Raw genomic sequence first — 2,090 nt, 5'->3', positions numbered from 1 at the left:
GTAGGGGAACCTGCGGTTGGATCACCTCCTTACCTAAAGATATTAGTTCGAGTGGCGTGCTCACACAGATTGTCTGATAGAAAGTAACGAGCAGAAATACCTTTATAGGCTTGTAGCTCAGGTGGTTAGAGCGCACCCCTGATAAGGGTGAGGTCGGTGGTTCAAGTCCACTCAGGCCTACCACTTCTCGGAAGTGGAAAAGGTACTGCGCGTGACTGTATGGGGCTATAGCTCAGCTGGGAGAGCGCCTGCCTTGCACGCAGGAGGTCAGCGGTTCGATCCCGCTTAGCTCCACCATATAGTCCGGTATTTCAATACTTCAGAGTATATTGGCGACAGTATGCTGCGAAGTATTTTGCTCTTTAACAATCTGGAACAAGCTGAAAATTGAAACATGACGGCTGAAATTTATCCCTCCGTAGATGTACTGGGNTAAAGAGTAACCTGTCATAGAGTCTCTCAAATGTTTGCAGCGCGAACGATGGAAACATCTTCGGGTTGTGAGGTTAAGTGACTAAGCGTACACGGTGGATGCCTAGGCAGTCAGAGGCGATGAAGGGCGTGCTAATCTGCGAAAAGCGTCGGTAAGGTGATATGAACCGTTACAACCGGCGATACCCGAATGGGGAAACCCAGTGTGTTTCGACACACTATCATGTCATGAATACATAGTGGCATGAGGCGAACCGGGGGAACTGAAACATCTAAGTACCCCGAGGAAAAGAAATCAACCGAGATTCCCCCAGTAGCGGCGAGCGAACGGGGAGGAGCCCAGAACCTGAATCGGCTTGTGTGTTAGTGGAAGCGTCTGGAAAGTCGCGCAGCAAAGGGTGATAGCCCCGTACACTAAAATGCACAGGTCGTGAGTTCGATGAGTAGGGCGGGACACGTGACATCCTGTCTGAATATGGGGGGACCATCCTCCAAGGCTAAATACTCCTGACTGACCGATAGTGAACCAGTACCGTGAGGGAAAGGCGAAAAGAACCCCGGCGAGGGGAGTGAAATAGAACCTGAAACCGTGTACGTACAAGCAGTGGGAGCACCTTCGTGGTGTGACTGCGTACCTTTTGTATAATGGGTCAGCGACTTATATTTTGTAGCAAGGTTAACCGTATAGGGGAGCCGTAGGGAAACCGAGTCTTAACTGGGCGAATAGTTGCAAGGTATAGACCCGAAACCCGGTGATCTAGCCATGGGCAGGTTGAAGGTTGGGTAACACTAACTGGAGGACCGAACCGACTAATGTTGAAAAATTAGCGGATGACTTGTGGCTGGGGGTGAAAGGCCAATCAAACCGGGAGATAGCTGGTTCTCCCCGAAAGCTATTTAGGTAGCGCCTCGTGAACTCATCTTCGGGGGTAGAGCACTGTTTCGGCTAGGGGGCCATCCCGGCTTACCAAACCGATGCAAACTCCGAATACCGAAGAATGTTATCACGGGAGACACACGGCGGGTGCTAACGTCCGTCGTGAAGAGGGAAACAACCCAGACCGCCAGCTAAGGTCCCAAAGTCATGGTTAAGTGGGAAACGATGTGGGAAGGCATAGACAGCCAGGATGTTGGCTTAGAAGCAGCCATCATTTAAAGAAAGCGTAATAGCTCACTGGTCGAGTCGGCCTGCGCGGAAGATGTAACGGGGCTAAACCATGCACCGAAGCTGCGGCAGCGACGCTTAGGCGTTGTTGGGTAGGGGAGCGTTCTGTAAGCCGTTGAAGGTGGCCTGTGAGGGTTGCTGGAGGTATCAGAAGTGCGAATGCTGACATAAGTAACGATAAAGCGGGTGAAAAGCCCGCTCGCCGGAAGACCAAGGGTTCCTGTCCAACGTTAATCGGGGCAGGGTGAGTCGACCCCTAAGGCGAGGCTGAAAAGCGTAGTCGATGGGAAACAGGTTAATATTCCTGTACTTGGTGTTACTGCGAAGGGGGGACGGAGAAGGCTAGGCTAGCCGGGCGACGGTTGTCCCGGTTTAAGCGTGTAGGGGGTGTGACCTGGTAAATCCGGTTACATACTAACCCTGAGGCGTGATGACGATGCACTACGGTGCAGAAGTAGTTGATGCCCTGCTTCCAGGAAAAGCCTCTAAGCTC

General features: G+C 52.0%; 2 tRNA genes and 1 rRNA gene (1 of these 3 running past the window's edge). All 3 read left to right on the top strand.

The features are described from left to right. The first annotated feature begins 106 nt into the window (after positions 1–106). Positions 107–183, top strand: a tRNA-Ile gene (locus AWX27_RS24020). 38 nt (positions 184–221) lie between these two features. Continuing rightward, positions 222–297: transfer RNA gene (locus AWX27_RS24015), tRNA-Ala, on the top strand. Between the two features lie 207 nt (positions 298–504). Continuing rightward, positions 505–2,090 (top strand): 23S ribosomal RNA (locus tag AWX27_RS24010); it runs 1,334 nt beyond the window's last position.

It is taken from the genome of Serratia sp. 2880STDY5682894, from assembly GCF_001537385.1.
Lineage (GTDB): Bacteria > Pseudomonadota > Gammaproteobacteria > Enterobacterales > Enterobacteriaceae > Serratia > Serratia nevei.
The sequence above is the reverse complement of the archived record's forward strand: the minus strand, read 5'-3'. Positions and strand labels throughout refer to the sequence as shown.